19 protein-coding genes and 1 pseudogene are annotated in these 25,008 nt (G+C 68.0%); 5 read left to right on the top strand and 15 right to left on the bottom strand.

The window, feature by feature from the left end; genetic code table 11:
* Positions 1 to 16: 16 nt before the first annotated feature.
* Positions 17 to 2,329: a sensor histidine kinase gene (locus tag IFE19_RS16855; protein WP_207824347.1), complete on the bottom strand. Its 2,313-nt coding sequence runs from the start codon at positions 2,327 to 2,329 to the stop codon at positions 17 to 19.
* 143 nt (positions 2,330 to 2,472) lie between these two features.
* Between IFE19_RS16855 and IFE19_RS16850 the strand changes: the two genes are divergently transcribed.
* Both IFE19_RS16850 and IFE19_RS16845 read left to right on the top strand, forming a co-directional pair.
* Positions 2,473 to 2,883, top strand: coding sequence for a metallopeptidase family protein (locus IFE19_RS16850; protein WP_207824346.1), 411 nt, complete (start codon positions 2,473 to 2,475; stop codon positions 2,881 to 2,883).
* A 23-nt stretch (positions 2,884 to 2,906) separates the two neighbouring features.
* Positions 2,907 to 3,152 (top strand): hypothetical protein, encoded by a 246-nt coding sequence (locus IFE19_RS16845; RefSeq protein WP_207824344.1) that lies wholly within the window; start codon positions 2,907 to 2,909, stop codon positions 3,150 to 3,152.
* 1 nt (position 3,153) lies between these two features.
* On the opposite strand, the gene IFE19_RS16840 is transcribed toward IFE19_RS16845, so the two are convergent.
* The 6 genes from IFE19_RS16840 to IFE19_RS16815 form a co-directional block, all read right to left on the bottom strand.
* The gene (locus IFE19_RS16840) at positions 3,154 to 4,497 is read right to left on the bottom strand and encodes an RsmB/NOP family class I SAM-dependent RNA methyltransferase (protein ID WP_225910320.1); all 1,344 of its coding nucleotides are present in this window, start codon (positions 4,495 to 4,497) and stop codon (positions 3,154 to 3,156) included.
* A 47-nt stretch (positions 4,498 to 4,544) separates the two neighbouring features.
* Entirely contained in the window at positions 4,545 to 6,500 is a 1,956-nt protein-coding gene (locus IFE19_RS16835) for a potassium transporter Kup (protein WP_207824339.1), read from the bottom strand.
* A 73-nt stretch (positions 6,501 to 6,573) separates the two neighbouring features.
* Positions 6,574 to 7,341 (bottom strand): DUF1223 domain-containing protein, encoded by a 768-nt coding sequence (locus IFE19_RS16830; RefSeq protein ID WP_207824337.1) that lies wholly within the window; start codon positions 7,339 to 7,341, stop codon positions 6,574 to 6,576.
* A gap of 118 nt (positions 7,342 to 7,459) precedes the next feature.
* Entirely contained in the window at positions 7,460 to 9,670 is a 2,211-nt protein-coding gene (locus IFE19_RS16825) for a prolyl oligopeptidase family serine peptidase (RefSeq protein ID WP_207824335.1), read from the bottom strand.
* 144 nt (positions 9,671 to 9,814) lie between these two features.
* Positions 9,815 to 11,992 carry a prolyl oligopeptidase family serine peptidase gene (locus IFE19_RS16820; protein ID WP_207824334.1) on the bottom strand — a complete coding sequence of 726 codons (2,178 nt, stop codon included), beginning with the start codon at positions 11,990 to 11,992 and terminating at the stop codon, positions 9,815 to 9,817.
* Between the two features lie 101 nt (positions 11,993 to 12,093).
* Entirely contained in the window at positions 12,094 to 12,897 is an 804-nt protein-coding gene (locus IFE19_RS16815; protein WP_207824332.1) for a potassium channel family protein, read from the bottom strand.
* Positions 12,898 to 12,946: 49 nt separating this feature from the next.
* On the opposite strand from IFE19_RS16815, the gene dapF reads away from it, so the two are divergent.
* Positions 12,947 to 13,792, top strand: coding sequence for a diaminopimelate epimerase (dapF, locus tag IFE19_RS16810; protein ID WP_225910319.1), 846 nt, complete (start codon positions 12,947 to 12,949; stop codon positions 13,790 to 13,792).
* A gap of 87 nt (positions 13,793 to 13,879) precedes the next feature.
* Positions 13,880 to 16,159, top strand: a complete 2,280-nt coding sequence (locus tag IFE19_RS16805) for an NADP-dependent malic enzyme (protein ID WP_207824330.1) — start codon at positions 13,880 to 13,882, stop codon at positions 16,157 to 16,159.
* Positions 16,160 to 16,203: 44 nt separating this feature from the next.
* On the opposite strand, the gene IFE19_RS16800 is transcribed toward IFE19_RS16805, so the two are convergent.
* The 3 genes and pseudogenes from IFE19_RS16800 to IFE19_RS16790 form a co-directional block, all read right to left on the bottom strand.
* Complete coding sequence (locus tag IFE19_RS16800; protein WP_207824328.1) at positions 16,204 to 17,925, bottom strand: AmpG family muropeptide MFS transporter; 1,722 nt, start codon at positions 17,923 to 17,925, stop codon at positions 16,204 to 16,206.
* 44 nt (positions 17,926 to 17,969) lie between these two features.
* Complete coding sequence (locus IFE19_RS16795; RefSeq protein ID WP_207824326.1) at positions 17,970 to 19,505, bottom strand: response regulator; 1,536 nt, start codon at positions 19,503 to 19,505, stop codon at positions 17,970 to 17,972.
* A gap of 54 nt (positions 19,506 to 19,559) precedes the next feature.
* Positions 19,560 to 20,519 (bottom strand): annotated as a pseudogene (locus IFE19_RS16790) (YifB family Mg chelatase-like AAA ATPase); the annotation flags it as partial.
* Positions 20,520 to 20,755: 236 nt separating this feature from the next.
* Between IFE19_RS16790 and IFE19_RS16785 the strand changes: the two are divergent.
* Positions 20,756 to 20,950, top strand: coding sequence for a hypothetical protein (locus IFE19_RS16785; protein ID WP_207824324.1), 195 nt, complete (start codon positions 20,756 to 20,758; stop codon positions 20,948 to 20,950).
* A 29-nt stretch (positions 20,951 to 20,979) separates the two neighbouring features.
* On the opposite strand, the gene IFE19_RS17950 is transcribed toward IFE19_RS16785, so the two are convergent.
* The 5 genes from IFE19_RS17950 to rsmI all read right to left on the bottom strand — a co-directional run bounded on the left by IFE19_RS17950 (position 20,980) and on the right by rsmI (position 24,915).
* On the bottom strand, positions 20,980 to 21,081 hold the full coding sequence (locus IFE19_RS17950; RefSeq protein WP_263972848.1) for a helix-turn-helix domain-containing protein: 102 nt from the start codon (positions 21,079 to 21,081) through the stop codon (positions 20,980 to 20,982).
* A gap of 678 nt (positions 21,082 to 21,759) precedes the next feature.
* Entirely contained in the window at positions 21,760 to 22,710 is a 951-nt protein-coding gene (gene gshB, locus IFE19_RS16775; protein ID WP_207824322.1) for a glutathione synthase, read from the bottom strand.
* A 95-nt stretch (positions 22,711 to 22,805) separates the two neighbouring features.
* Positions 22,806 to 23,618, bottom strand: a complete 813-nt coding sequence (locus tag IFE19_RS16770) for a SirB1 family protein (protein ID WP_207824320.1) — start codon at positions 23,616 to 23,618, stop codon at positions 22,806 to 22,808.
* Complete coding sequence (locus tag IFE19_RS16765; RefSeq protein ID WP_207824318.1) at positions 23,615 to 24,043, bottom strand: YraN family protein; 429 nt, start codon at positions 24,041 to 24,043, stop codon at positions 23,615 to 23,617. The genes IFE19_RS16770 and IFE19_RS16765 overlap by 4 nt, the downstream gene beginning before the upstream one ends.
* Positions 24,040 to 24,915: a 16S rRNA (cytidine(1402)-2'-O)-methyltransferase gene (gene rsmI, locus IFE19_RS16760; protein ID WP_207824315.1), complete on the bottom strand. Its 876-nt coding sequence runs from the start codon at positions 24,913 to 24,915 to the stop codon at positions 24,040 to 24,042. Before rsmI ends, IFE19_RS16765 begins: the two co-directional genes overlap by 4 nt.
* Between the last annotated feature and the right edge of the window lie 93 nt (positions 24,916 to 25,008).

Genomic DNA, 25,008 nt, shown 5'->3' with positions numbered 1-25,008 from the left:
CGAGATCAGGCGAACATCAGCCCAGCAGCAGTTCCGGGGCCGCCGTAGGGGCCGTGGCCTCGACCGGCAGGTGCAGAATGAAGGCCGCGCCCTTGCCCGGTTCGGACTGAACCTCGGCCCAGCCGCCGTGCAGTTCGACCAGGGCCTTGACCAGGGCCAGGGCCACGCCCGGCCCGCCGCGCTCGCGCCGCACGAAGCGGTCGAAGACGTGGGCCTGAAGGTGATAGGGGATGCCCCGGCCCGTATCCTCCACCCGGATGCGGATCTCGCCCGGTCCGGCCTCAGCCGTCAGGGTCACGACCCCGCCTTCGGACACGGCGCGACAGGCGTTCTCGAGCAGATGATCGACCGCCTGGGCGATGCGGCGCGCGTCGGCGCGCACCGGCTTGAGCCCGGCAGGGCAGGCGACGGTCAAGACGGCGCCGCGCCCCTCGACCTTGGCCCGCACCTTGTCGGCGGCAGCCTCCAGCAGGTCGCAGACCCGCATATCGCCGAGCGTCAGCTCCATCTCGCCCGCGTCGATCTGGGCCATGTCGAGCACGTCGTCGATGGAGCGGGCCAGATGGCTGGCGGCGACACGGATGGCTCCGGCGTGCTGGCGGCTGCGTTCGGGCAGGTCGCCCATGGCTTCCAGCAACTCGGAATAGCCGACGATGGTGGTCAGGGGCGTGCGCAGCTCATACGACACGCTGCCGACGAATTCGCGCTTCAGCGCCTGGCTTTCGGCAAGCGCCGCTTCCTTGGCCGCCAGCGCCTGTTCCAGCTCGCGACGGGCCGTGACGTCGGAGAAGGCGACCAAGGTGGCACCGTCGGGCAGAGGCCGGGTCTGCCAGGCCACCATCCGTCCGTCGTCGGTCCGCGCTTCGCCCGAGATCGGCACGCGGCTTTCGGGATCAGGGTCGGCGACCCGCGCCTTCAGCCCCAGCCACAGGGCGGCGTCGTCCAGAACCGGGCGGCACAAGGCGGCCACAGCGTCGAAATCCCCGGCCTCGGCCAGGGTCTCGGCCGTCACGCCCCAGAAGGCCTCGAAGGCGTCGTTGTTGAGCCGCAACCGTCCGTCCGAACCGAAAACGGCGACGGCGTCGTTCAACTTGTCCAGGGTCGCGGTCTGGACCTGAATCTGGGCGTTGTAGCGGCTGCGCAGTTGCAGCTCGTCGGTGATGTCCGAGAAGATCAGCAGGATGCCGCCCAGGGGGTGCGGCTGACGCACCACGCGCAGGGTGCGGCCGTCGGGAAGGGACCAGCTGTCGTCCGGCGCCGCCTGGGCCGCGCCGTAGAATTCCAGCTCCTGCGCCTTCCAGCCGGCGTAGTCGATCACTTCAGGCAGCTGACGCTTCTGTCGCAGTCGATCCAGCAGTTCGGCGTGGGTCGGGCGCTCGTCCAGCCAGGCCGGATCGATGTTGAACAGTTGCTGGAAGGCGGTGTTGTGGAAGGCGAGCCGCTTGGCCGGGCCGAAGATGGCCACGGCGTCAGCCAGATGGTTCAGGGTCTCGTCGTGAGCCTCGACGTGGCGTCGAAGAGTGTCGCGCGTCTCCTCGGCCTCGGTCATGTCGATGGCGAAGGCGATCACGGCGCCGCGCCCGCCCGCCAGGGGTTCAGCCAGGATGCGCCAAGCCTTGCGGCGGCCGTCCGAGGACACCCAACGGAAGCCCTCCTGTCGGGCGTTGAGGCGCGAAGCCTCCGCCACGATCAGATCTGCGCCGCGATCAAAGCTGAGGCCCTGCTCATGCGCCTCGGCCAGGGTCTCGGCCCGCACCTCGGTCAACCAGGCCCTGTTGGCCCAGATCAGTTGCCCGGCTCCGTCCACCACCCAGGTCGGGGCCGGCGAGGCCTCGGTCAGTGCGCCCAGACCGGCGTCGGCGGCGGTTTCCGCTCCGCCCAGCCTGGACAGCCGCAACCAGGCCGAACCGCCCAGGGCGCGACCCTCGACCGCCCAGGCGCCGTCGGCGGATTCGAGCAGGGTCTCGAACGGCTCGCCGCGCTGGACCAGGCCGTCCATGTGTCCAGTATGGGTTTCGTACAGGGCTCGCACGATGGCCTCGGCCGCCGCCGCGCCTTCACGACCCGGCGCCAGAACGGCCAGGGCCTCGGGCGCGCCGAACACCGACTGGGCGGCGCCCTCGGGCGTCAGGGCCAGCCGCACATCATCAAAAACACTCAGAGCGCCCTCGCAGGCGGCGGCGTGAGCGCGCTCTCCCGACAGCCAGGCCTCGACCTCGGCCTCGCGCGCGCCCAGACGCTTGCGCAACCGCCAGGCCCAGGCGCTGATCGCCAGCGCCAGCCCTGCCGCGCCCGCGGTGGCCACATAGGCGATGTCGGCCTCGGCCATCCTGTCCCCGGAAAAAACGTCGATCGAGCGGTCGACGCTTCAGGGCGCCGACCGATTCGCGTTTACCATACCCTGATTGCGCGATTTGCGATGCGGCGAGACGGCGGATTGCCGCCCGCCCCTGCGCGGGCGATATCCAGGTCATGATCCAGATGTGGAACGACCAGTCCGCCCCCTCGCTCGACGACTTCGCTCACCTGGCGGAAGCCGCCTTCGCCGCCCTGCCCGCCGTATTCCGACAGGCGGCCGGCGAGGTGGTGATCCGCGTCGATGATTTCGCCGACGAAGACACCTTGGCCGATCTGGAGATCGAAGATCCGTTCGAACTGACAGGCCTTTATTCAGGCGTCCATATCGGCGAGCGCGACGCCATGGGTCCCGCCGCGGAACCGTCGCGCATCTTCCTCTATCGACGTCCCATCCTGGACGAATGGTGCGAACGCGGCGACGTCGGCCTGGCCGAAATCATCACCCATGTCCTGATCCACGAAATCGGTCACCACCTCGGCCTGGACGACGATCAGATCCACGCCATCGAGGATGAGGACGACTAGAAGGCCGCCCGACGCTGCGCGGCATGACCCATGCTGAAATCCCTGCCGCGCCCGAGGAAAGTCTCATCCGAGTCTCGACATGGGACAGGTTGTCGCACATGACGACCCGTGGGAGGCTTGTGATGGTCAGTTCGGCTCTAGGCGAATTTCTCTGGTGGGCGCACCGTTTTCGGCGCCTGCTCATTCTCAGCCCCGGCCTGGCCATGGCGGTGGCGATCACGGCGCTGATCGTGCGCAACTGGCGCCACCTTCTGCACCTTTTCCACTAGCCTAGTCCGCGGCCCGCTCCAGCTTCGCGGCGAAGAAGCCGTCCATCCCTCCGCGTTCGGCCCATTGCGAGGGCAGGATGCGCAGCCAACCCTCAGGGGTCAGGGCCTCATCCGCGGCGCCGACTTCGGCAGGCGCGGCGGGCACGGTGCGGAAGGCCGGGTTGCGGCGCAGGAAGGCGATGATCTGGGTCTCGCCCTCCTCGCGCTCCAGCGAGCAGACGCAATAGACCAGACGCCCGCCGGGCTTCACCTTCTCGGCCGCCACGTCCAGCAGGCGGTGCTGCACGTCGGCCAGCTTGGCGACCTCCGCTGGTCGGGTGGCGCGCAGCACCTCCGGGTTGCGGCGATAGGTTCCGGTGGCGGTGCAGGGCGCGTCCAGCAGGACAGCGTCGAAGGTGCGATCGTCCTCCCAGTCCTCGACCGGAACGGCCACGACCTCGACAGGCAGGCCGGTGCGATCGAAGTTCTGACGCAGGCGCTTCAGGCGGGCCGCCGAACGGTCCACGGCGACGACCGACGCGCCAGCAGCGGCCAGTTGCAAGGTCTTGCCTCCGGGCGCGGCGCACATGTCCAGAACCGTCTCGCCTGCCTTCACGCCCAGCAGTCGGGCAGGGACGGCGGCGGCCGCGTCCTGGACCCACCAGTCGCCGGCCTCGAAGCCGGGCCAGCCGGCCACGTCGCCGCGCTTGCCGGTGCGGACCGTGCCGCCGGGCAGGACCTCGCCCTCGACGTCCTGAGCCAGAACGGCCGGATCGACGCCGGGCTTGGCGCTGAGGTCGGTGGCGGGCTCCTCGCGGGTGGCCAGGGCCAGACCCAGGAGGGCGGCCTCGCCATAGGTCGCCTTCCAGCGCGCGACCAGCCAGTCGGGCAGGTTGGATTCCGCCGTCGTCAGGCCGGGACCGTCGCGATCGACCCCCCGCAGCACGGCGTTGACCAGGTTCTTGTAAGGGCGAGTCTTGGCGTCGCGCTCCGCCAGTTTCACAGCCGTCGAGACAGCGGCGAAGGCGGGCGTGCCCAGCACCAGGGTCTGGGCCAGGGCGACACGCAGGATGGTGCGGACCGGAACCGGCGGCGCCTTCTGCAGGCGGCGATCCAGAATCTGGTCGATCTCGCCCAGACGACGCAGGGCGGCCATGGCCACAGCGCGCGCGAAGGCGCGGTCAGGACCGGCCAGATCCTTGGCCGGGGACTGGCTGAGGGCCTCGTCCAGACCCGTGCGTTTCTCCAGGGCCGCGTTCAGCAGGATGCCGGCGACCAAGCGCGCCTCGACGCCGATGTCGGCGTGAGGGTCGTCGGTGACGACCTCGGGCCGGGCCTCGCGACGCGGACGCGATTTTTCAGCCATGCGACGACCGCGCGCGGCCGAGCTTTTGCCCTTGGGCGTTCCACCACTCATACGGAGACCTGCGTGCCCAGCTCGACCACGCGGCCGGGAGGGATATGGAAGAAGTCGGTCGGGTTGGCCGCGTTGCGCATCAGGAAGATGAACAGCTTGTCCTGCCACAGGGGCATGCCCTGACGCGCCGACGGCACCACCGAACGACGGCCCAGGAAGAAGCTGGTCGACATGATGTCGAACTTCAGCCCCTGCTTGCGGCACAGGCCGAGCGCGCGCGGCACGTTCGGCGTCTCCATGAAGCCATAGGTGATGGTCAGGCGTTTGAAGTCGTCGCTGATCGGCTCCATCGTCACGCGCTGGCTGTCGGCGACGCGCGGACGGTCGGCGGTGTGGACCGTCAGGATGACGTTCTTCTCGTGTAGCACCTTGTTGTGCTTCAGGTTGTGCATCAGGGCCACCGGCGCGACCTCGGGGTCCGAGGTCAGGAAGATGGCCGTGCCCGGCGCCCGGTGCGGCGGGCGCGCCTTCAGCATCTCGATCAGGTCATGCAGGGGCAGGCTGTCCTTGCGGGTCTTCTCGGTCAGGATCTGGGTGCCGCGCACCCAGGTCCACATGATAAGGACCAGACCGCCGCCCAGGACCAGCGGCATCCAGGCGCCGTCCGGGATCTTGAGCAGGTTGGAGGTCAGGAAGACGCCGTCGATGATCCCGAACGGCACCAGGGTGCCCAGCACCGCCCACATCGGCCACTTCCACTTCTTGGTCACCACCGACCAGGACATCAGGGTGTTGACCAGCATGGTGCCGGTCACGGCCACGCCATAGGCCGCCGTCAGGTTGTGTGACGACTGGAAGGTCAGCAGCAGGAAGAGCACGCCGATCATCAGCAGGCTGTTGACCGCCGGGACATAGATCTGACCGGCCAGGGTCTCGGAGGTGTTGCGGATATCGATGCGAGGCAGCAGGCCCAGCTGGACCGCCTGCTGCGTCACCGAGAAGGCGCCGGTGATGACCGCCTGGCTGGCGATAACCGTGGCCGCCGTGGCCAGGATCAGCATGGGCCAGTAGATCATCTGCGGCACCATGTTCCAGAACGGATTGTCGGCCGCGCCGGGGTTGTCGAGCAAGAAGGCGCCCTGGCCCAGATAGTTCAGCGTCAGGCAGGGCAGGACCACGAACAGCCAGCCCTGACGGATCGGCGCCTTGCCGAAATGGCCCATGTCCGCATAGAGGGCCTCGGCCCCCGTCACGGCCAGGAAGACGCTGCCCAGGATGACGAAGCCGAGGAAGCCGTCCTTGAGCAGCAGTTCGACGCCATAGATCGGCGACAGGGCGCGCAGGATCGAGATGTCGTCAAAGATATGGGTCAGGCCCAGCACGCCGAGGCTGAGGAACCAGACGGCGGTGATGGGGCCGAAGAACTTGGCCAGACCGGCGGTGCCGCGCGACTGAACCAGGAAGAGGGCGATCAGGATGCCCGCCGAGATCGGCAAGATGAAGGGGTCCAGCTCGCCATTCAGGCCCGGCGCGTCCTTCAGGCCCTCGACCGCCGACAACACGGAAATGGCGGGGGTGATGACGCCGTCGCTGTAGAATAGCGCCGCGCCGCAGACGCCGAGGATGAACAGCCAGGCGCTGCGTCGGCCGACGGCGTGCTGGGCCAGGGCCATAAGCGACAGGGTGCCGCCCTCGCCCTTGTTGTCGGCCCGCATCAGGAACATGACGTATTTGAACGTCACCACCACCATCAGGGCCCAGAAGGCCAGAGAAACCACGCCGATGATGGCCAGTTCGCCGCCGACGCCCTTCTGGGCGTGGCCGATGGCCTCGCGCAGGGCGTAGATCGGGCTGGTGCCGATGTCGCCGAAGACCACGCCGATGGCGCCCAGGATCAGGGCGCGATGCGTCGCCTTGCCGTGCCCCGGAGGAGACGGAGTCTGGGCGTTCGGTTGTTCTGAAGCTTTTGCGGCGGACGTCTCGGCGTCGCCGCGGGGCGTATCCCCGGCCATGCATAACCTCCGGGTCGCGCGAAGGGCGCGCCCATCAAGAGCGGCGGGCCTTTAGCCCCTTTCGGTCAGCGGTTCAATCGCGCGCCCGTTCCAAGCCCCGTTCAGCGCGACGGGCCGCCGACAGGATACGCCGGTCCGTCTTGGCCTGAAGCAGGACTACGACATTGTCTTCAGAGGCGGAATCCGTCGGCAGAACGTACAGGACCGGTCGCCCGGTCCAGTCGCCCAGACGATGCACCTGTCGCACGACATTGACGTGGCGCACGGCCTGACCGCGATTGTCGCCCTGACGCACCTCAACGGTCTGCAGACCCGGCTGGTAGACGACGGCCATGACCTCGGCTCCGCCCGCCGGCGGGCGGCCGGAGCCGACGCCGACCCGGTCGCCCGTCTCGCGGAACTCGATCTCGGGCGGGTGCAGACGGGCGGCGGCCTCGGCGTCGATGGCGGCCTGAAGCTCGGGCGAGCGGGCGCCGGACAGATGCCGGCGACCATCAATCACCACCTGGGGCGTCGAAACATTCCTCAGCTTCAGGGCCTGGCGATAGGCCTGCTGGCGCGCCGCGAACTCGGGCTTGGCGAAGGTGTCGGGCCAACCGAGGTAGTCCCAGTAGTCAACGCCATAGGTCAGGGCGATGACGCCCGGCTCATTCGCCACAGCCTCAAGCGTGCGATTGGCGTCGGGACAGCCGGAACACCCCTGGGCGGTGAAAAGCTCGACCACCACCGGCTGGACTGTCGCATCCCGCTCGCGCGGCGGGGCGGCTGCGCCGGTCAACAGACCGACGCTCGCAAGCGTCGCCGCCACCATCCCGAACCTGATCGAACCCCGTACCGTCATCCAATAATCCTAGCCCCTCGATCCGTCTGCGCCGCTCATAAAAGCGTGAAGGGTGAAACCACCCCTCATCCCGGCCAGGGCCGAAGGCGAAGAACCGGGGCCGCCCGGGGCGCCGAGGTCAGTCCATCAACTGCTGCGCCAGATAGACGTAGTGCCGCGCCCAGCGACGGGCGTTGGCGACCGGATCAGCGTCGTTGGAGTGACCGCCCGCCGTGTCCTCGAAATAGAGGTGGTCGTGGCCCTGATCGCCCAGACGCGCCGCGAACTTGCGGGCGTGACCAGGGTGGACCCGGTCGTCGCGCGTATTGGTGGTGATGTAGACGCGCGGGTATTTCACCTCGGGCCGCAGCTGCTGATAGGCCGAGTATCGGGCGATGAATTCAGCGTCGCCGGGGATGCGCGGGTCGCCGTATTCACCGATCCACGACGCGCCGGCGGGCAGATCCTGATAGCGCAGCATGTCGATCAGCGGGCTTTCGATCACCGCCGCATTGAACAGTTCCGGGTGTTGGGTGATCGACACCGAGGTCAGGACCCCGCCGTTCGAGCGGCCATAGATGCCCAGATGGCGCGGACTGGTGATGCGGCGCTGTTCCAGATCGCGCGCCACGGCGGCGAAATCGTCGAAGGCGCGCTGACGGTTCTCACGCAGGGCCGCCTGGTGCCAGCCGGGGCCGAACTCGCCCCCGCCACGGATATTGGCCTGGACGAAGACGCCGCCGTTCTCGAGCCACAGCTTGCCCATCTCGGGCTTGTAGGCGGGCGGGAAGCTGGCCTGGAAGCCGCCATAGCCGAACAGGATGGTCGGGCCGGTCCCGTCCATCGCCAGGTTTTTCGGCCGGGTGATGAAGTAGGGGATCTTCGTCCCGTCGGTCGAAGTCGCCTCGAACTGCTCGACCACATGGGTCGAGGCGTCGAACTTGGCCGGGGCCGACTTCAGCTCGGTCAGGGCGCCGGTCGCGACATCGGCCAGGCTGAGGGTCGGCGGCGTCAGGAAGCCCTGGGTGGAGACGAAGACCTGGCCCCTGCTCTTGGAACTGTCGCCCAGGCCCACGGCGCTGTTGGCGGGGACGGCCAGCTCGGTCACCGTCCAGCCGGTCGCGGTCGGGGTGAAGCGCTTCAGCGTGCCGACGACATTGTCGGCGATGACGGCGACGATGCTGTCCGACAGGACGGTCACGTTCTGCAGCGACTGGCGCGGCGTCGGCGTGAAGATGGTCGCCCGTTCAGCGCCGATGGCGATGTCCAGCCGAACCGGCCCCAGTACGCCGAGCGGCAGGGACAGCAGCGAACCGGCGGCATAGTCCTGACCGTCGAAGCGCCACGCCTGATCCGGCGAGAAGATGAGATTGCCGCCCATCACGCCTTCGACCGCGACGCGTTCGGGCAGGGCTAGCTGGTACGGCTTGCCGTCGGCGCCCAGGGCCCAGATCTCCGAGCGGAAGGTGTCCAGCGGACGGCTGAACAGCACGGCCTCGACCGCCCCGGCCTTGTCGCGGAAGACCATGGGAGAGACCCCGTAGCCGCCGTCGCCCTGCTCGCCACGATAGACCTCGGAGGCATGGGCCAGCGGATGGCCGCGCTTCAGGGATTTGACGATGTAGGGATAGCCCGACTCGGTCATGGCGCCGGGACCGAAGTCGGTGGCGATCAGCAGGGTGTCGCGATCCAGCCAGGTCAGGCGGTGCTTGCCCTCGGGGATGACGAAGCCACCTGCGGCGGGCGCCACGAAGGTCTTGGTGGTCAGGTCGAACTCACGCACCGTCACGGCGTCCTTGCCGCCGTCCGACAGGTTGATCAGGCAGCGTGTCTCGTCCGGGGCCAGGCAGTTCGCGCCCTTGAACACCCAGTCGCGGCCTTCGGCTTTCGAGAGAGCATCGATGTCCAGCAGGGTCTCCCACTGCGGCTGAGCGGTGCGATAGCTGGCCAGGGTCGTGCGACGCCAGACCCCCTTGGGATTGGCCGCGTCCTGCCAGAAGTTGCCGAGGCCGTCGCCAAGGAAGCTGACGCCGGGGATGCGGTCGGTGGCCGTCAGGATGGCCTCGGCCTGCTGGCGGAAGGGCTCGTAGCGACGGTCGCCGGTCAGGGCGGCCAGCGACTTGGCGTTCTCGGCGGCGACGAAGGTCTTGGCCTCGGCCCCGTCCACCTCTTCCAGCGCCAGATGATCGTCGGCGGCCTTGACCCCCTCGGGCGACAGGTCGCGCGGGAAATGCGGCGGCGGATTGGTCGCGGCGGCGGCGGTCGGATCGGCGGGCGCGCCCTCGGCCAAAGCGGGCGCCGCAGCCAACATCAGCGCGGGCAGGGCGACGCTAAGAAACAGGGTTTTCATGACTTTCCTCCGCTCACCCCCGCGGAGGCGGGGACCCAGTGCTTTGGCCTGATAGGCCGCCGTCAGAGTTTTCGCCCATGGCCCAGGTCGAGCCCGGGGCTCAAACCTGGGTCCCCGCCTCCGCGGGGATGAGCGGATGTGGAACTACTGCTGCGCCGGTTCGTCCATCAGGCGGCGCGTCAGATAGGTGTATTCCAGGGCGATGCGGCGGGCCGTTTCGCGCAGGTTGGCGCCGGCCGCGTGGCCGCCGTCGGTGTTTTCGTAGAAGAGCACCGGATAGCCCAGTTCTTCCAGACGCGCCGCCGCCTTGCGGGCGTGACCGGGGTGGACGCGGTCGTCCTTGGTCGAGGTGTGAATGAAGACCTCGGGATAGGGCTGGCCCGCCGCCAGGCGCTGATAAGGCGAATACTCCTCGATCCAGGCGCGCTGTTCCGGGATGTCCGGGTTGCCGTACTCGCCGATCCACGAGGCGCCGGCCAGCAGCTTGTGGAAGCGCAGCATGTCGAACAGGGGCACCTGGATGACGGCCGCGTTGATCAGGTCGGGACGCTGGGTCAGCATGGCCCCCATGAAGAGGCCGCCCTGCGACCCGCCCATGACGCCGAGGTGCGGCTGGCTGGTGATGTTGCGCGCGATCAGGTCCAGGGCCACGGCCTGGAAGTCCTCGTGCGCCCGCTGACGGTTTTCCTGCTGAGCCGCCTGGTGCCATTTCGGACCGAACTCGCCGCCGCCGCGCGTATTGGCGATGACATAGACGCCGCCGCGCTCCAGCCACAGCTTGCCGACCGTCGGCGAATAGCCGGGCAGCAGCGACGACTGGAAGCCGCCGTAGCCGTACAGAAGCGTCGGGTTCGACCCGTCCATGGCCATGGCGTCCTTGTGGACGACGAAATAGGGGATCATCGTCCCGTCGGCCGAGCGGGCCTCGAACTGATCCACGCGCATGCCTGTCGCGTCGAACTTGGCCGGCAGGGCCTTGGTCAGGGCGACCGCGCCGGTCGCGGCGTCGGCCAGATAGAGGCTGGACGGGTTCAGATAGCCGGCGACGCTGACGAAGATCTTGTCGTCCTGTTCCGAGGCCGAGCCGACGCCGACGGTGACGTTCTGCGGCAGGTCCAGACGCGTGCGCGCCCATTCACCGGTGGGGTTCGGGCGATAGACATAGACCGAGCCGCGCACGTTTTCATAAAGGGCCACGACCAGGGTGTTGCGGGTAACGCTGATGCCCTCGATCGCCTCGCGCTCGCCGGGGCGGATGACCAGCTGGGCCGGGGTCTTGGGATCGACCAGCCAAGCTTGCAGGTTCCAGGCGATGACGTCGCCGGTCTTGAATTCCTGACCCGAAGGCGCGGTCCAGTCCTGATCCGTCGTCACCACCATCTGGCCGGCGACCAGGGCGTTGATATTGCCCTTCAGCGGCAAGGCCAGCTGGGTCGTCGTGCCGTCGTCGTTCAGGCGCCAGGTTTCGCTCTCATAGAAGTTGATCCCGCGGTTCAGCAGCACGGCCTGCACCACGCCGTCGGCGTCGCGCAAGGTGTAGCCCGAGACCGAGACGTCGGTCTTCTGACCGGCGAAGACCTCGACCGCCTGATCCACGCTCTGGCCGCGCTTCAGCAGTCGCACGGTGCGCGGATAGCCGGAGTCCGTCAACGAACCCTCGCCGAAGTCGCGCGAGATCAGCAGGGTGTCCTTGTCGATCCAGCTGGCGCCGCCCTTGGATTCCGGCAGGCTGATACCGCCTTCGACGAAGGTTTTCGTCACGCTGTCGAACTCGCGGATGGTCACCGCGTCCTTGCCGCCATTGGACAAGGACAACAGGCAATAACGCTCCTGGGGAGGCAGGCAGGTTGCGCCCTTGTAGACCCAGTTGGCGCCCTCGGCGGCCGACAGGGCGTCGATGTCGAGAATGGTCTCCCACTGCGGGGCGTCGGTGCGATAGCTGTCCAGCGTCGTGCGGCGCCAGATGCCGCGCACATGCTCGGCGTCCTGCCAGAAGTTGTCGATGTGGCCGTCATGGGTGAAGCCGGGCGACGGAATGCGGTCGCGCGACTGGACGATGTCCAGCGCCTGTTGATGCAGGGTCTGGTAGCGCGGATCGCCCTGCAGCACGCCGAGGGACGTTTGATTGTGGGCCTTGACCCAGTCCATGGCGCGCTCGCCCTCGACATCTTCCAGCCAGATATAGGGGTCGGTGGCGTCGCTGGTCGCAAAGCCGGGCGTGGGCGAGACAGCGGCGGGCGTGTCGGACGAATGGGCCATGGCGACGGGTGCGGCTCCGGCGGCGAGAAGAAGGGCGGCGGCGGACGCCAGAGTGCGGATCATGTGTCAGTCCCCAACAGATTTGCGCGGCACCTTGGCGAGCGGCGAAGGCGGCGGCAAGCGGCGGAAATCTTACAAGCCTGTCATCTTTGGTCGCAGGGAGATCAGTCGCCCTCGTCCGGGATGCACAAAATCTGGCCGCAGGCCTTGCAGTGGACGGCGTCGGGATCGTGCTTCTGCAGGCCGCAGGTCGGGCAGGGGAACTTGACCTTGTGCGGCCGGATCAGGGTCTGGGCCAGACGGATGAACAGGGTGATCCCCACCAGCATGACGACAATGGAGATGACCCGCCCCCAGTTGCCCGGCAGGGTGATATCGCCGAACCCCGTCGTGGTCAGCGTCGCCACGGTGAAATAGAGGGCGTCCAGATAGCCGTGGATATGCTCGGCCTTGCCCCGGAAATAGGCATAGACGAAGCCGGTCACGACAAAGACGAAGGTGATCAGGGCGGCCAGCGCGCGCGTGATCTCCTCGACCCGCGTATCATCGAAACGGCGGCCTATGGTGCGCCAGAACAGGTCGCTGTTCAGCAGACTCCAGAACCGCAGCAACCGCAGGAAGCCGAGGTTGGCCAGCCAGACCGGAAACAGCAGGGTGGCCAGAACGAACAGGTCGATCCAGACAATCGGCTTTTTCAGCCAGTCCCTGATGTCGGAGTAGGCATAGGCCCGCGCCGCCAGATCCAGACCCAGGATGGCGGCGATCAGATAGTCGGCGACATAGAAGACCCAGCCCGCCTCCTTGAGGATCGGGGTGGCCAGGAAGAAACCGATGATGATCAGATCGACGACGATGACCATCAGGCGGAACTTGACCGCCGCCGGCTGGGTCCCGTGATAGAGGTAGCGCAGCCGCGCCTTCAGCCGCAGGCCTTCGGATTTGCCGGATTCGCTCGGTTCGGACGTCATCAGGGTCAGCGATACATGAACCGGCGAAAAATCCTATATGAAGGCGACCATGACCCAGGCTGCTCGCCCCTACATCCGCATGAACGGCGCCGGAAACGCCTTCATCGTCGTCCAGGCCTTTGAAGAAGGCTTTCATCCGACCGAGGGCCAGGTGCGCGCCCTGGCGGACCCGGCGGCGGGCCTCGGCGGCTTCGACCAATTGATCGGGATCGAGCCGTCAGAGACGGCGGACGCCTTCATGCGGGTCTGGAACGCCGACGGCTCCATGGTTGAAACCTGCGGCAACGCCCTGCGCTGCGTCGGCTGGCTGCTGCTGGAGGCCACCGACAAGGAAGAAGTGGTCATCGACACCCTCGGCGGGCCGACGACGGCGCGGCGCGCGGGGGATCATCAAGTCACAGTCGATATGGGTGCGCCGCGTCTGGACTGGGCCGAGGTGCCGCTGGCCGAGGAGATGGACACGCGCGGGATCGAACTGCAGGTCGGGCCGATCGACGCCCCGGTGCTGCACACGCCGGGCGCCGTCTCGATGGGCAATCCGCACGTCGTCTTCTTCACCGACCAACAGGACGACGCCTTCGTGCGCGGCTCCGGCTCCCTGGTCGAGCACCACCCGCTCTTTCCTGAAGGGGTCAACGTCGGCTTCGCCAAGGTCATCGACCGCAACCAGATCCGACTGCGGGTATGGGAGCGCGGGGCGGGACTGACGCTAGCCTGCGGGACCGGCGCCTGCGCCGCCCTGGTGGCCACCGCCCGGCGCGGCCTGACCGACCGCAAGGCGACCGTCGTCGTCGACGGCGGCGAACTGACCATCGACTGGGACGAGGCGTCGGGCCATGTCTTCATGACCGGCCCGGTCGAGATCGAGCGCACGGGGCTTTTGCCACAGGTCTAGGCAATCTGCCCTGACGTAGCGTCAGCGGTTGTCCCCAACGGCCCCGCGATCTAGGAACAGAAGGCGCCTGCCCTTCCCGAGATCGAAATGCCCGAATTGACCGACAAACAGACCTTCTCCGACGACGACGCGCTGGAGTTCCACAACGCGCCGACGCCGGGCAAGATCTCCATGGCCCCCACCAAGCCCATGGCGACCCAGCGCGACCTGTCGCTGGCCTATTCGCCGGGCGTGGCCGTACCGGTCCTGGCCATCGCCGAGGACGTGGACAAGGCCTACGACTATACGTCCAAGGGCAATATGGTCGCCGTCATCTCGAACGGCACCGCCATCCTCGGCCTGGGCAACCTCGGTCACATGGCGTCCAAGCCGGTGATGGAAGGCAAGTCCGTCCTGTTCAAACGCTTCGCCGACGTGGACAGCTTCGACGTCGAGGTGAAGACTACCGACCCGGACGAGTTCGTCACCGTGGTCAAGAACATCGGCGACACCTGGGGCGGCATCAACCTGGAGGACATCAAATCCCCGGAGTGCTTCGAGATCGAGGCCCAGCTGCAGGACCTGCTGGACATCCCCGTCTTCCATGACGACCAGCACGGCACCGCCATCATCTCGACCGCCGGCCTGATCAACGCGGCCCATATCGTCGGCAAGAAGCTGGAAGACCTCAAGGTCGTCCTGTCGGGCGCCGGCGCGGCGGGCCTGTCGTCCATCGCCCTGATGAAGGCCGCCGGCGTCAAGGCCGAGAACACCGTCATCTGCGACCGCCAGGGCGTCATCTACAAGGGCCGGGACAATGTCTCCCAATGGCAGGCGGCGCACGCCACCGACACGCCGCTGCGCACCCTGGCCGAGGCCATGGTCGGCGCCGACGTGGTGCTGGGCCTGTCCGCCAAGGGCGCGATCAGCAAGGAGATGGTCGCCTCCATGGCGCCCAATCCGATCATCTTCGCCATGGCCAACCCCGACCCGGAAATCACCCCGGAAGACGTCAAGTCGGTGCGTTCGGACGCCATCATCGCCACCGGCCGCTCGGACTATGTGAACCAGGTCAACAACGTCCTGGCCTTCCCCTATCTGTTCCGCGGCGCCCTGGACGTGCGTGCGCGTCAGATCAACCACGAGATGAAGATCGCCTGCGCCCACGCCCTGGCGGCGCTGGCCCGCGAGGACGTGCCGGACGAGGTCGCCGCCGCCTATCGCGGCCGCAAGCTGAAGTTCGGGCCGGAATACATCATCCCGACCCCGTTCGACCCGCGCCTGATCTGGTACATCCCGCCCTTCATCGCCCAGACGGCGATGGACACCGGCGTGGCGCGCAAGCCGATCGCCGACATGGACGCCTATCGCATCGCCCTGAAGCAGCGGGTCGATCCGTCCGCCGCCCTGATGCAGAAGATCTCCTCGGCCGTGCGTTCGGGACCGAAACAACGCGTGGTCTTCGCCGAGGGCGAGGAGCAGGTCGTCATTCGCGCCGCCTGGGCCTTCAAGCAGGCCGACCTGGGCACCCCCATCCTGGTCGGCCGCGAGGAATTGATCCGTCAGAACGCGGCCGAGGCCGGTCTGAACTTCGACGACCTGGGCATCGACATCGTCAACGCCCGCACCTCGGGCCACAATGTCGAATACACCGACTGGCTGTATGAGCGCCTGAACCGTCGCGGCTATCTGCGTCGCGACGTGCAGCGCATGATCAATCAGGACCGCAACTACTTCGGCGCCACCATGATCGCGCGCGGTCAGGCCGACTGCATGGTCACCGGCGTGACCCGCAACTTCAACATGGCCCTGAAGGAGGTCCGCCGCGTCCTGGACGTCACGGACCGCATGATCGGCCTGTCGATCCTGCTGGCCAAGGGCCGCACCCTGTTCGTGGCCGACACCTCGATCCACGAACTGCCCAACGCCGCCGAACTGGCCGAAATCGCCATCAAGGCCGCCGCCACGGTCAAGAAACTGGGCCGCAAGCCGCGCGTGGCCTTCCTCAGCTACTCGACCTTCGGCGACCCGCCCGGCGATCGCGGCGAGAAGGTGCGCGAGGCCATCCGCATCCTGGACAGCATGGACGTCGACTTCGAATACGAAGGTGAAATGCCGCCCGAGCTGGCCCTGAACCCCGAGGCCCGCGCCAACTATCCCTTTATGCGCCTGACCGGCGACGCCAACGTCCTGGTCATGCCGGCCATCCATTCGGCGGCCATCTCGACCCGTCTGGTCCAGTCGCTGGGCGGCGCCACCGTGATCGGCCCGCTGCTGGTCGGCCTGGAGAAGTCGGTGCAGATCGTGCCCCTGGGCGCCTCGGTCAACGAGATCATCACCGCCGCCACCTTCGCCGCCTACGCCGAGGGGGCCGAGGTCGAGGGCTGACCGACACGCCTTTCGCGCTGACTTGTTCGGAAGGGGCGGCCTCTCTAGGCCGCCCCTTTTGCATTCTTGGCCTGAAGCGCCGTCTGCTTGGCGGCGACCACGAAGGCCAGGATAATGGCGAAGACACCGATCACCGTCGAATAGAGGAAGAAGACGACATAGCCCGCCCCCAGGGCCGCAGGGGTGACGCCGCTGGTCGTCGCGCCCTGCACCAGAGACCCGGCGGGCAGGTTGGCGAACAGGGCCTTCAACGGCGCGAACAGACCGCCGCTTTCCGCCGCGCGCGCCGAGGCCTCGACCACCCGCCCCGACTGCGAGGCGATCAGCTTGCCCGGCAGGGCGTACAGCGAACTGAACAGGGCGTACTGGGTGGCGGTGAAGCCGATGCTGGTCAGGCTGGACATATAGGCGATCAGGGCCGTGCCCGCGTAGCCGGTGGCCAGGTTGTCCACGCCGATGGCCACGAACAGGGCGCTGATCTCCGGCCCCTGGGTCGCCAGCCAGGCGAAGACCAGGTTGGACACCGGGCTCATGAAAGCGCCGATGACCATGGTGCGGATCAGCCCCAGACGCGCCACGGACCAACCGCCGACGAAGACGCCGACCGTGGTGGCGATGACGCCGAACACCTTGCGCACCTCGGCCAGCTCGGTCTTGGTGAAGCCCAGGTCCAGGTAGAAGGGGTTCATGATGTTGAGCACGAAATCGGCCAGGCGATAGACGCAGATCAGAGCCAGGATCAGCGTCGCCACACCGGCGAAGCGCTTGTAGAAATCCTTCAGCGGCTCGCCGAACGACCCGGCCAGATAGGCCCCTGGACGGGTGCGAACCCTGGGGATCGGCCAGCAGGCCAGAACCAGAAGGCCGAGGCCGCCGAACACGGAGACGACCTGCAGATAGACCCCTTCGGGTTTGGCCGCCCAGGCGTCGCTGATCGCCGCCTGGCCCTCGGGCGACAAGCCGAACAGACCCAGGAGGCCATTGAGCGGCCCCGCCTGGCCGCTGAGACCCGAGCCCATGATCAGGGCTGCGACGCCGATGATCGCCAGTCGGGCGATCCATTCGACGATCTCCAGCCGGGGCCGCGACGGCACGTCGGCGACCGGGATCGGTCGGACGGCGTGGGCCTTCTCGCGCGGGGCGAACAGGACGCCGATGACGCCGAAGGCCATCAGTCCCGCCATGACGGCGTAGGACAGGTTCCAGTTATAGAGGTCGGCCAGGACCAAGGGCACGGCCCCGGCCACGATCTGGGCGACGCGGTAGCCCATCTGATAGGCGGCGGCCATGGCTCCGTGGCGGCTGTCGTCAGCCGCCTCGATCCGCCAGGCGTCGATGACGATGTCCTGGGTGGCGCCGAAGAAACCGACCAGAACCGCGAAGGCCGCGACCTGCATCAGCGACGTCGCCGGGTTCAGGCCCGAAATCGACCAAAGGCCGAAGATCACCACGGCTTGCGTCACCAGCATCCATGACCGGCGATGGCCGAGGTATTTGGTCAGAATCGGAATCTTGGTCCGGTCGATCAGCGGCGCCCAGACAAATTTCAGCGAATAGGAGATGGTGGCCAGGGCGAAGAAGCCGATCACGGAGAGCGACAGGCCGCTCTCGCGCAGCCAGGCCGACAGGGTGTCGAAGATCAGCAGATTGGGCAGGCCGGCCGAAAAACCGAGCAGCAGCATGACGAAGACGCGGCGCTCGCCATAGACGGCGAGCCCGGCCAGCCCCTTGGCGGGCGCGGCGGCGGGCGTCTTGGGATCGGTCATGCAGGTCTCCGGCGGACGCCGCCGGAAACGGGCGGTCGTGGTAGCTAGGCCCCGACCTTGGCGCGGTTGCCGACGTTCGTCCAGCGGGTCAGGGCGGCGCGCAGGGCGTCGGCCTCCAACGGCTTGGTCAGATGGTCGTTCATGCCCGCCTCCAGACAGGCGATCCGGTCCTCGGCGAAGGCGTTCGCGGTCAGGGCGACGATGGGGGTGCGCTCGCCTCGCGCCCGCAGCGCCCGCGCCGCCGCCGGCCCGTCCATGCGCGGCATCCTCATGTCCATGAAGATCAGATCGAAGCGAGCTTCCTTCAGCGTCAGTAGGGCCTCATGGCCGTCAGCCGCCGTCTGGACCACGCAACCCTCGCGGCGCAACAGGGTCTTGGCCAACAGGGCGCCGACCGGATTGTCCTCGACCAGAAGGACGCGCAGCCCCTTGAAGGCGACAGGGGTGACGCGGTCGTCGTCCTGAGCCCGCCCCACCGCCACGGTCAAACCCTTGCGACGGCCCGCCGCCGCCAGAACCCGCTCAGCCAGGGAGGCCCGGCGCAGAGGCTTGATCAGATAGCCGTGGAACCCCGCCGCGCGATAGCGATCGACCAGATCACGCTCGCTGGGCTTCAACAGAACAATGGCCTCGCCCTGCGACGGGGGCACCATCAAGGCGCCGTCCTCGGCCATGGCGTGGTCGATCAGGGTGACGCCCGCCTGACGCGCGACGCGACCGCCCGAGGCCTCGATCTGGGCCGTCGCCGCCTGACGCACGAAGGGATCGGGCGTGCGCACCGCCACGACCACGCTGTCCAGAGGGCGCGCGCGCGGCGCAGCGTCAGCCGCCACTGGGAAGGGAGCCTCAAAGCGGAAACGGGCGCCGGGGCCGTCAGGCCGGTCGGACACAGCGACGGTCCCGCCCATGGCCTGGGCCAGACGCCGGACCACGGCCAGACCCAGGCCGGCGCCATCGAAGCGGGCGGCGTCCGAGGCGTCTGCGTGGCCGAACTCGTCAAAGATGCGGACCCGCGCCTCTTCGGGCACGCCGGGGCCCGTATCGTCAACGACGAAGGCCAGGCGCGGACGCGTGGCGGTTCCGCCGGCGCGCTCGACCGTCAGGCGGACTCCGCCCCGGTCGGTGAATTTCACGGCGTTGCCCGCCAGATTGAACAGGACCTGACGCAATCGGCCCTCGTCCGCGATCACGTCGGGGGCGTCGGCGGCGACGGACCAGACGATCTCCAGCCCCTTGTCGTGGGCCTTGGGGCTGAGCAGCTCGGCCACGCCGCGCGTCAGGCCCTCCAGGTCGACAGGGGCGGCGTCGAACTCCAGAGCCCCCGCCTCCAACCGAGCAAAGTCCAGCAGGTCGTTGACCAGGCCCAGCAGGTGTTCGGCCGACTTCTGCGCCGCCTCGGCATAGGCGCGCTGCGCCCCATCCAGCCTGGTTCGCGACAACAGGCCCAGCATGCCGATCACCCCGTTCAGGGGCGTGCGCATCTCATGACTCATCAGGCGCAGGAACTGCTGTTCCGGCGCATCCGACGGCGCGGCTGCGGCGATCTTGGTCGGTGCGTGCGTTCTGCGTGCCTGTCCCATGCCGAGGACTCTAGCGCCCAAGGGTTAAGCGTGGCCGAACAAGAACTGCGGGTCTCAGAAGGCGGGCGCCTCACTGCGATGCGCGGTCTGGCGGTCGAAATCGCCCTGGGCTCCGACCGTCGTGCGGCGATACATCAGGGCCTCGGCGACGTGGCGGCGCAACACCCCGGTCGAACCGTCCAGATCGGCGATGGTGCGCGCCAGCCGCAGGGTGCGGGTCCATCCGCGCGCCGTCAGCCCGCCGGCCTCGCCCGCCCGCATCAACAGGGCGCGGCCCGCATCGTCGGGCGCGGCGAAGCGGTCCAGGGTCTCGCCCGAGGCGCGGGCGTTGATCGCCTGGTCGCGCGCCCTTTCGGGGTCAAAGCCCGCCGATCGAACACGCTCCTCCTGCTGGGCGCGCGCCGTCGCCACGCGGGCGGCGGCCTCGGCGGTGCCCTCGGCGGGGGCGGGCAGGGCCATGTCGGCGGCGGTGACCGGCGGGGTCTCGACCGTCAGGTCGATGCGGTCGAACATCGGGCCGGAGATGCGGTTCTGGTAATCCTTCTGACAGCGGGGCGCCTTGCCGCAGGCGCCGCGTCCCGATCCGCCGAGGCCGCAGCGGCAGGGGTTCATCGCCGCCACCAGCTGGAACCGCGCCGGATAGCGGACATGGGCGTTGGCGCGGGCCACCACGATCTCGCCCGTCTCCAGCGGCTGACGCAGGCTGTCCAGCGCCTGGGCCGAATATTCCGGCAGTTCGTCGAGGAAGAGGACCCCGTTGTGGGCCAGCGACGCCTCGCCCGGCTTGGCCCGCAGCCCGCCGCCGGTCAGGGCCGCCATGGAGGCGGAGTGGTGCGGGGCGCGGAAGGGCCGGTCGCGGGTCAGGGCGCCGCGCTGGATCAGACCGGCCACCGACCAGACCATCGAGGTCTCCAGCAGTTCCTGCGACGTCAGCGGCGGCAAGAGGCCGGGCAGACGCTGGGCCATCATCGACTTGCCTGAACCGGGCGGGCCGATGAAGAGCAAGGTGGGTCCTGTTATTCGCGGGAGATCGTGGTCGCTAACGGTGGGCAGGACGGCTCTTCAACCCGTGGCTTCGAACCGTGGCCACGGGCGAGTTGCCGAAGATATCGACTTCCGGATACCGACTCCTCGACACTGGGGTTATGGCCTCAGTTCCTGACGCGCTTGCCTTCCTCGACGACACGCGCTGCCCAGCGGCAGACATGCACGTCTTCGAGGTCTGGGCCTTCCAAACCCCCGAGGAGGTGATGAGCGAATCCGATCTGCTGGCCGACCTGGAGGACTGGCTGGACGACTTCCCCGACCAGTTCTTCGGCAGTCGCGGCCTCGGCTTCTTCCGTGTCGGCTGCGCGGATGATGAAGCGGCCGTATTGTTCAAGCTGCGCTGGGGCGACCACATCGGTCAGGAATGGGTTCCACGGTGCCCAGGACGGCTATTCTGACCGTTTGTGGACCGTGGGCCGCCTCATGGTCAGACGGTCTCGGCGAACGCTCTGTAGATGCTCGCACGGCTGATCCCCACGGTCTGGGCGATCTGGGCGACCGTCTTCCCCTCGGCCTTGAGACGCAGCACCTCGGACGTCTTCGCGCGTGCCGTGGGGGCGCGGCCCCGGTATTTCCCGGCGGCCTTCGCGGCCGCGATCCCAGCCCTCTGCCGCAAAATGTTCTCATCTCGCTCCCACTGGGCCACTGCTGCCAGGACTGACAGCGTGAGCCCCTTCGAATGCCTGCCGAGATCGGGCGGTAGAAAACTCGATGCCCTCAATCCTCGCCCATAGGAGAGCAGCGTTCGGTCGTTTTTCCAAAACGGCTTGGATCGCAGCTACCGCTGTTGCGGGCACCAGCAAACGACCAGACCGAATGCTGGGGTCGAGTCGTCGCACGCCTCTCTGGACGTAGTTCACGGACAAGGCGATCGACAGGGCGGCCGGGACTTCGAGAAGCCAGTCCTGGGTGGGTTGCCAAGTCATCCCTAGGGACCTTCCGATATCGAAGTGCCACGCTGCCGTCTTCGGCGCGCGCGACGTAATCCTCGCCGTTCTTCTCGTAGTCCATTTAGCCGCCTCCAATGCCAAGCTACACGACGCGGGCGAATGGAACACCTGCTGCACCGCGACATCGACCCGTCGCGCCTCGACCCCGTCGAAGGCGACCGTCACCACCCGCGCAAGCATGGGCTCCCTCCCGCTGACCGAAAGGGAACAAATCACGAACCTATAGGGACTGCAAGAGCGTTGTTACGCGACCAACCTCAGGCCGCTTCGGCCTTCTTCTTCTCGACCACGTCCCACATCAGGGCCGTCGCATCGACGCCGCTGAACTTCAGCATCTGCTGCGCGCCCGTGGGCGAGGTGACGTTGATCTCCGTCAGGTAGTCGCCGATCACGTCGATGCCGACGAAGATCAGGCCGCGTTCCTTCAGATAGGGACCGATGGCGGCGCAGATCTCCAGATCGCGCGGGGTCAACTCCACCGGGGCCGCCGTGCCGCCGACGCGCAGGTTGGAGCGTACCTGATCCTTGGCCGGAATGCGGTTGATGGCGCCCACGGCCTCGCCATCGATCAGGATGATGCGCTTGTCGCCCTTGGACACGGCGGGGATGAATTTCTGGATCACCAGGGGGTCGCGCGATCCGGCGGCGTGGATCTCGATCAGGGCTTCCAGATTGGGGTCGTCGGCCTTCAGCCGCACCACGCCCGAACCGGCGGCGCCGTGCAGGGGCTTGAGCACCACGTCGCCGTGACGACGGTGGAAGTCGACCAGGGCGACGGGATCGGACGACACCAGGGTCGGCGGCTGCAGACCGGGGAAGAGGGTGGCGATCAGCTTCTCGGGCGCCGAGCGCACCTCGGCCGGGTTGTTGACCACCAGGGTCTTGGGATGCACCCGCTCCAGCAGATAGGTGGCGGTGACATAGGCCATGTCGAAGGGCGGGTCCTGACGCATCAGGATGACGTCCACGTCCTCGGCCAGGTCAAGAACCACCTCGGGGCCGAAGTCGGCGTGCTCGCCCTGGACCGCGTTCACCGTGACCGGACGGGCGCGACAGAACAGGCGGCCCTCGTCCAGCGCCAGGGTGCGGAAGTCGTAGACCCACAGCCTGTGCCCGCGCGCCTGACCCGACAGAGCCATCAGGAAGGTGGTGTCGGACTCGACGTTCACCGCCTCGAGCGGGTCCATCTGGATGGCGACTTTCAGCATGGATGTCCTTTCACGTCTGAGCTTTGCAGATGCGCGGCGATAAGCCCCGACGCAAGGGCGCTCGCCTCTCTTTGCCCTCGCTTCAGCCGTCAGACCTAGTTCAGACGCATCCGCACCCGATCCATGCTGACGCGGCAGGCGTCTGCCGGATCGCCCAGACGGCGCGCCCGCGACAGGGCCTCCAGGGCGCCAGTCAAGGCGCCTTGCTTCTCTCGGGCCGCGGCCACGTCCAGCCACGGCCTGTGGTCGTCGGGGTCCAGCAGGGCGCGACGCAGGGCCGAGCGCTCGGCGCCCTCATAGTCCTCCAGGCGCAGGGCGCGGGTGAAGAGAATGTTCTGCAGCCGGATCAGGGCCTGGCGGTCGCTGACCGGGGCCATCAGCAGATCCAGTCGGTCCGCTACGTGCGGCGTCAGACCGGCCAGAAGGGCGCGGCGCGTCAGTTCGCTGGGCAGGACCAGACGTCCCTGGCTGAAGGGGTCCAGGGCCACTGGGCCCTCGGGCGTCTCGACCCGCAAGAGGACGTGGCCGGGAAAGTCCACGGCCGCCGCCTTCAGGCCCGCGCGGCGCGCCGCGTCCAGATAGAAGACCACCAGGGCCGCCGACAAGCCGCGCCGCCGTTCTGCCACGTCGATCACGTCAGTGTTGCCGGGATGCTCATAGTTCAGCAGGTCGCCATTCAGACGAAAGTCGGCGGCCATGGTCTCGGTCAGGGCGTCGTCGGGACTTTCATTGGCCGCGCGCTCCTTCAGTCGTTGCGCTGCGTGATCGGCCATCAGACGGACCGGTTCGGGATCCCGGAACGGGTAGTCGTGAATGGCGCAGGCGAGAGCGCATTCGAGCAGCGGAAAACCCTCGTCCTCGGCGGTTCCCGCCTGGGCCAGAATGATCTCGGCGTCCTCGCGAGTCACCCGATGTCCGCTCCTGTGATCGTGACGCCGCGAAGATGACGCGGAAAGCGTCCAGGAGCCAGCGCCACCATATCAATCCGCAGAGTCAGGCCTTGCAGCGAGGGCCGACCGCGAGCCATGGCCTGCCCGGCGGCCGACAGTCGGGCGTGCTGATCCGGTCCCAGAGACAGGATGGCGGCCTCAAGGGTTCGCCGCCGCTTGACCTCGACCACCGCCAGGGTGCGCCCGCGTTTGGCCAGGATGTCGATCTCGCCGCCGCGCCCCTTCAGGCGAAAGGCCAGGATCTGATAACCCTTGAACATCAGCCAGACGGCGGCGATCCATTCGGCGGCGTGGCCTTCCCGGTGCGAGCGTCCGCCCAGCGCCTGACGCCAGCCTGCTTTAGGCCGACGCGACGACGAGGGAAGCCGCAGACGGGATTTCACCGGCCCTGCATTTCCAGCGCCCGCTTGTAGAGGGGCTTTCTGGGCAGGTTCAGCGCCTTGGACACCTCGGCGGCGGCCTCGCCTGGCGGCAGGCGGGTCATGGCCTCGGTCAGGGCCGCATCGGCGTCGGGGGCGCTGGCGACCTCGGCCTCGCCCGGGCCGACGACGACGACGATCTCGCCCTTGGGCGCGTCGCAGCGCGGGTCGGCGGCCAGGTCCGAAAGCGTGCCGCGCACGGCCTCCTCATAGAGCTTGGTCAGTTCGCGGGTCACGGCGGCGGGGCGGTCGCCCAGGACCTCGGCCATGTCGGTCAGGCTGTCCTTCAGACGCGGGCCGCTCTCGAAGAAGACCAGGGTCTGACGTCCAGTGCGCAACTCCTCCAGCATGGTCTTGCGCGCCCCCGACTTGGGCGGCAGGAAGCCGGCGAACAACACCCGGTCGGCGGGTTGGCCCGCCAGGCACAGCGCCGCCAGCAGGCTGGAGGCGCCGGGAACGGGATGGACCGGCAGGCCCTCGGCGATGGCGGCGCGAGCCACGACATAGCCGGGATCGGACACCAGGGGCGTGCCCGCGTCGGAAACCAGGGCCACCACCTCGCCCGCCTTCAGCCGTTCGACGGCGATCTCGGCGGCGCGCGCCGAGGCGTGGTCGTCGCAGCGTTCCAGCTTGGCGCGAAGGCCATAGGCGGTCAGCAGCTTGGCCGTGACGCGGGTGTCTTCAGCCAGGACCAGGTCGGCGGCGGCCAGGACGTCCAGCGCCCGCAGCGTCATGTCCCGCAGATTGCCGATGGGCGTGGCCACCAGATAGAGGCCCGGCGCGACGGAACGCGCGGGCGGGGCGGTCGGGGGGAACAGGGAGGCGTCTAAAGACATGGTCTCATCCTAGAGGGCGTCATGGCGCCGCGAAACCCGCCAGTTCCGGGAACCCCGTTCAGATTGAGGCGCTCATGTGTCCGAGCGGCGAAG

It is taken from the genome of Brevundimonas pondensis (genome assembly GCF_017487345.1).
GTDB lineage: Bacteria > Pseudomonadota > Alphaproteobacteria > Caulobacterales > Caulobacteraceae > Brevundimonas > Brevundimonas pondensis.
Note: the sequence above shows the minus strand (reverse complement) of the source record. Positions and strands in the feature narration are given on the sequence as shown.